The 5667-nt window shown below is 40.8% G+C and carries 5 protein-coding genes; all 5 read right to left on the reverse strand.

Translation table 11 applies throughout. The features are described 5' to 3' along the window. On the reverse strand, positions 1-215 hold a 215-nt coding region (locus RH85_RS17005), incomplete at its 3' end, for an IS3 family transposase (protein WP_006713941.1). 156 nt (positions 216-371) lie between these two features. Further along, the gene (locus RH85_RS17010) at positions 372-2414 is read right to left on the reverse strand and encodes an McrB family protein (protein WP_083824892.1); all 2043 of its coding nucleotides are present in this window, start codon (positions 2412-2414) and stop codon (positions 372-374) included. An 89-nt stretch (positions 2415-2503) separates the two neighbouring features. Then, on the reverse strand, positions 2504-2653 hold the full coding sequence (locus RH85_RS23205; RefSeq protein ID WP_006713944.1) for a hypothetical protein: 150 nt from the start codon (positions 2651-2653) through the stop codon (positions 2504-2506). Between the two features lie 4 nt (positions 2654-2657). Further along, the gene (locus RH85_RS17015; RefSeq protein ID WP_006713945.1) at positions 2658-3827 is read right to left on the reverse strand and encodes a PcfJ domain-containing protein; all 1170 of its coding nucleotides are present in this window, start codon (positions 3825-3827) and stop codon (positions 2658-2660) included. A 12-nt stretch (positions 3828-3839) separates the two neighbouring features. After that, entirely contained in the window at positions 3840-5456 is a 1617-nt protein-coding gene (locus RH85_RS17020) for a DUF4145 domain-containing protein (RefSeq protein WP_006713946.1), read from the reverse strand. Positions 5457-5667: the final 211 nt, after the last annotated feature.

Raw genomic sequence — 5667 nt, forward strand, 5'->3', positions numbered from 1 at the left:
AGCTGCCTCTTGAGTTTAGCTACTTGTGCCGCGATTTCTTGTTCTCGTTGACTGGTCTCGGTGTTTTTGTTCGAGCTTTTACGCCATGTATAGATTTGAGACTCATATAACGATAACTGTCTTGCTGCTTCGGCTACACCCACTTTCTCGGCTAGCTTCAGAGTTTCAGCTTTAAATTCAGGCGTGTGTTTGATTCTGTTTTTTTGATTTGTCATGTTTCACCTCGTTAGTGATTTTACTCACTTAACTCAGTGTCCAAAACTACTGGTGCGGATCAAGCAGAGTTAGAGACAACGTTGATATTAGAAGGCAAAGAACTACGTTTTGAAACGCCTTCAGCAACTAAACAGTCGAACTCAAAGAGTGTGATTTCATGCTTCGCTTTCACTAGACTCACTCGCTAACTTTTGATAGATGCCAATGTATGCTGATGACTTACCCCACGGAGTCTCATCTCCCTCAAAAGGTTTGATTGAGTACGTGACCTTTTTATCTTCGTAAAGATCTAAACCATGGTTAGACCCAAACAAATCGCTGTACATATCTTCCTGTTTAGCTAAAAAGCGAAGGCTTTCATCAGAATCAGATTTCAGGTTATCTCCTAATACAAGACGAATCTTATTCCAATCTTCGTAGAAGTACTCTTCAAGTAGAGGGATAATCTTGTTTTTGAAAGCTCTTTGAAGTTCTACGAATGCTTTTTCATCATCTTTTTCGTTATAGACAGGAAAGAAGAAAGCATGGCCTAGTGTATGTTCACGGTCATAAAGCACTTCAATACGTTTATTTAGCGTTTTCAAAAGCTCAGCAAGGTCGATACCCTTTACTTTTCGGCCTTTGAACAATTCAGGCTGTGGCATCATCTCTTTAAAGTCAAAGCGGCGGCGAAGTGCTGTGTCCATCATCGCTAATGAACGATCAGCGGTGTTCATAGTACCAATGATGTGTAAGTTATCTGGTACTGAGAAAGTGTCGCCAGAGTATGGTAACGTTAACTCAATGGATTCATCTAGCTCACTCGAATCGCTTTTAGGTTTACGCTTTGAAGGTTCAATCAAAGTGATCAACTCACCAAAGATCTTGGAAATATTGCCTCGGTTAATTTCATCGATAACCAGTACGTAATTTTGATTGTCATCCTGATTGTTCCTCGCATCATCAGCAATATTTTTGAAAACCCCATCTTTAATTTTATAGGTTACTTGCTCGTTTTCTGTCGTTTGAGCTGAAAGCCCTTCAACAAACTCTTCATACCCATAGCTTTGATGGAAGGTTACAAAACGAATACGCCCAGACTCACTTAACTCATTGTATTTTATGGCAAGTTGCTTGCGTTGAATTTCTTTTGAACCTTGAATTGGGTCAATATTAAGTGAATTGTAAAACTCAGGTTCAACCGCTTTAACTGCTGCTTCAATAGTATGGTAGGTTTTACCTGTACCAGGAGGACCGAAAAGGATTTGGTTTAATGAGATCTTTGCTGACATGTTACTTGCGCTCTCTAATGGTTTATCAATAGTCATTGCATCTGTTTCAACATCGCCTTCGAATGGAAGCCACCATGACAAAATAGCTTTTAACGCTTCTATTAGGGAGGTATCCGAAAACTTAAACTTTTTCCAATTTGTATCGCCATCATCAAACGCATTCTTTAATGAGAATTCTTTTAAAGAAGTAGCTAGACATTGTTGTTGACTATTTGTTAACTGGTTCTTCGTAACTTCCAGAGATAACACTTTATTTGGGGCATTTCCATAGAATCTAAGCCCCCCAAAAATTGCTCTGTTATCAAATTTAAAAAGCATTTGGTTAGCGTCATTAGAACTGAATATTTTGTTCTCACTAGGCAGCTTAGAAAGACGACTAAAAAGCTCTATTATCACGCTATGGTACGCGTTTTCAATACTATCAATATACTGCCAAAAACGACCATCTATAGCCGTGAAGTCCCCATCACTAACAATTAATCTGATAACCTGAGACAAAGAGGTGTTAATCGTTCGGTCTTCCTTCCAAGATCTTATAAAACCTTGAGTATAGTTATCACAATCGACCCTTCGGCTTTCTCTTTGAGGATTATGAAATATCGCTTGTAACGGTCTTGCTCTTCGATTACGAGAAATATAAAAGCCACCAAAACTGCCAACTGCTCGCCCGTTACCATATCCCTCTGAATAAAAAACTCCATAATCGGAATTATCTTTTAGATATATACAACCTTTGCTTGTCGAAATAGCACTTAAAAAATCCAAATGAACCTGATCTAATAACGTGTCTTGCAAAGCCATGGGAAGCTTATCCAAATCTAAACATAATTGTTTATACTCAACAGACTCAGTGCTAGGAAAGTTACTCTGATCAAATATGATACCTAATTGTTTAACTAAACTAAAATATTTAACTGAAAAGCTCATATCAACCTTCAATACAAAAACTAACCATATCGAACACTAGTATACCTGAACTCCCTAACAAACAGAATGCTGTACAATAAACTTTGTACTTATTTAACCTGCATAAACGAACGACTTATCTTTGCTCCTTGATACATCGACTTTGCTAGCTGTGTTGCTTTGTATTGATTGTCAGCTTCAACAATCACGTCCTGAGTTACACCGTTTGGAAGTTGAATACGCCCTTTAAACTTTTTCATGTTATTACTCCTGTTGATTACTACTTAAAAATGATTGTGCGGTCGATCCTGCCTTTTCGTTTTGCTTACATTGCTCAAACCAGCGATGAATCAAGGCTTTGCTTTCTTCGTTCGGCGGTCTATTTCTCTTTGCGCAGATTTGATCTATTTCGAACGGGAAGGTTCCTTGAGGTTTTCGCCTGATTCCGATGGTTAATCGTTGTGGCTGATGCATTTGAAACGCAAGATATCTACCACCTTTAATTCGGTGGTGATAAACAGCAATGCAGTGTATTTGTTCCGTCCCTTCTCTATGTAGCTGGCGATAATTGATGATAGGTTTTATCAAATCATTACCGTTCAGAGCTATCTCGTAAGGAGCATCCCAGTCTATATCTCCTCCACTCTCTACTTGAGAAGTCCAACGATTATTCCTGATAGCCCAGCGGTCATGCAGCTCTCTAAATTTATCCAAACTACGCTGGTTACTGATTACATCTAGTGGGCCATCAATACCTAGCGCAATACCGAGTTGAATAGCATCTTGAAATTCCGATAAACGCACTCTCTGAACTATTGAACCTTGCTTGATAAGAGATCGACCAAGGAGGCCACCACTCAAAAATGGGAAAATTTGATCAAGGCGAAGCGCGGTGTAGTCAACCGTAGAGTAATGACGCAGCCTAAGATAACGTTTATCTAGAGGGTTAAGCATGCGCTTAACCTGCTCGACTTCATCACCTTTTGAAAAATCGAGTGCCAGTTTATCGATAAACTTCAGAGCGGCTTTGGTTCCATCAAGCCCCAATTTAGATAGGATTTGCTTTTGCCCTAAACGACACATCGCGAATGCTTGCCTATTATCAACACGGTGTTTGTTACACACTAACGCAAGCAGCATTGGCCTCGCTTCTAGCAATTGCATTGCTGCTAGGCTATTCGCTGCAAGCCAGAGCATCTGATATTGGAACTCTGGGTAATCCTCTGTCGCTCTTAATAGGGCCTGAGGAATAGTGTCGACCCAACCACAGTAGTCATATTGATGCAAAAAATTGAATCCTAGCCCTAGACCACCTTCAAGAGGGAAACGCCATTGACCTATTGTCCGATATCCCTGAAGTTTTTTACTCCATGGCTCTAGTTCAAGGTCATACTCAAAACCAAGCTCAGTAGTTGGGATAGTTAGTAAAGCCATCTATTCTGCTTCCTATGAGTTGCGCTTTGCTTGCTTCACCAACTTACGTTTACGTTTACGCTTATTCTTTTGCTTCTCCGCCGCATTTTTGTGCATTTTACCTTGGCAGGTAAAACCAATTCGCTTGAGAAGTGCCTTACCCTCTGCACTGTTAACGTATGCCCGCGCTTCACTGTGCCCTGCGTCCGCAGCTTCTTGTAACAGAGTCGGAATTGGCTTTGGCGTCTTTACACCATCGCGCATCTTAAACTTCTCTCCAGCCTTACTTAATGCATGCTTAACCACGGTATATTTTATGCCTGCCGCTTCAATTTCAGATCTAACCTGTTGAATAGATTGGTGATAAATTTTAATCATCAAATCGTAGTGTTTATCATCTTGTGAAATTTGATTGAACAGACGAAGCTCTACATCAAGGTAAGCTGGTACGGATTCATAGCTATCAACCATGGCTTGAATAGCTTGATTTTGAGCCGATTTGTCGCGCTGCTGCACTGCATATACTGTCAAATCAACGTATGACTTAAGCAGAGCAATACCTGGTGAACGGCGTGATTGAGCGACAACCAAAGCTGAGCGAAGTGCCTTTAATGTATCTTCTGTTGGCTCAGCCTCATACGTTTCCAATTTAAGGAATACTTCGGCTGTGAATGCTTCTGGTAAGCGATATTCAATGGCACGCTCAACCCAGTTCTCTTTATTGCCGCCAGAGCGAAATGTTACGTCTAATTGGAATGAAAGCGCCTGATGGTAGCCTCGTTCTGCGGATTGACGAATGTAATCTGCGCCAAGCTTAGTTTCTTCATGCTTAAGCAAGTACGAACCAAACTCGAAAGCAACCTCTCCATCTTCATCAAACTTGAGCGCCTGCTTAAAACACTCTTTCACATTACGCTTTGCTGCTACGGGCAATAATTTATTTGATTGGCATTTAGCGAACAACAACCAACTTTGAGGGTGACCCTGTCGGTGACTTTTCTCTAACCAGTAGCGAAGGTCAGCTTGCTTATCGAGGTATTGCTCTTTCTGCCACCAACGAGACTTACCTGTTTGTTCACTCATCTCTAGCAACTCGGTATAGATCCGATTGGCTAAATAGTAGCTCGCTTCTTTTGAGCCTTTCAGCGCATCAGTTACGAGTGACGACAACTCACACGGTTTCGGTTCCTGCCAAGTGTCATAGCTCTTTGGCTGAGTCCCTAGAATGGTTTTACCTACATAATTCGCAATCTCAAAAAGGCTACTCATATGTTTCTTCATACGCGTGCGAGAGACTTTCATTTCTGCGATATAAGCACCATTCACTTCTGTCATGTGAACAGATCGGTTGCCATCATGACGCAAGATATTCATCTCACCAATAACCCACTCTTCAATACAGTGAGATGCTTGTAGCATCTTGATCTTGTTAGATAGATCACCATGCACAGGTGGGCGTAATTTGAAATGCATCCCTAATTCATGGCAAGCAAGTTCAACAAATAGTCGTATCTTCGCCATACTCGATTGAGGATCGGTAAAATAGTAGCGCTCAGCTAAAACGGCTTGTTTATATAGCTCCCCCAAACCATCTTTTAGAAAAGCGAAATTATCTTGATTGTCATTCTCAAAGTGTGCTCGTGTTTGCATTGTTGCGCTCCTAATTACTTTCTATGAACGCTATACTAATTTGATCTGCACCAGCAATTTTGGACACTGAGTTAAGTGAGTAAAATCACTAACGAGGTGAAACATGACAAATCAAAAAAACAGAATCAAACACACGCCTGAATTTAAAGCTGAAACTCTGAAGCTAGCCGAGAAAGTGGGTGTAGCCGAAGCAGCAAGACAGTTATCGTTC

The organism is Vibrio ichthyoenteri ATCC 700023 (assembly GCF_000222605.1).
GTDB classification, from domain to species: domain Bacteria; phylum Pseudomonadota; class Gammaproteobacteria; order Enterobacterales; family Vibrionaceae; genus Vibrio; species Vibrio ichthyoenteri.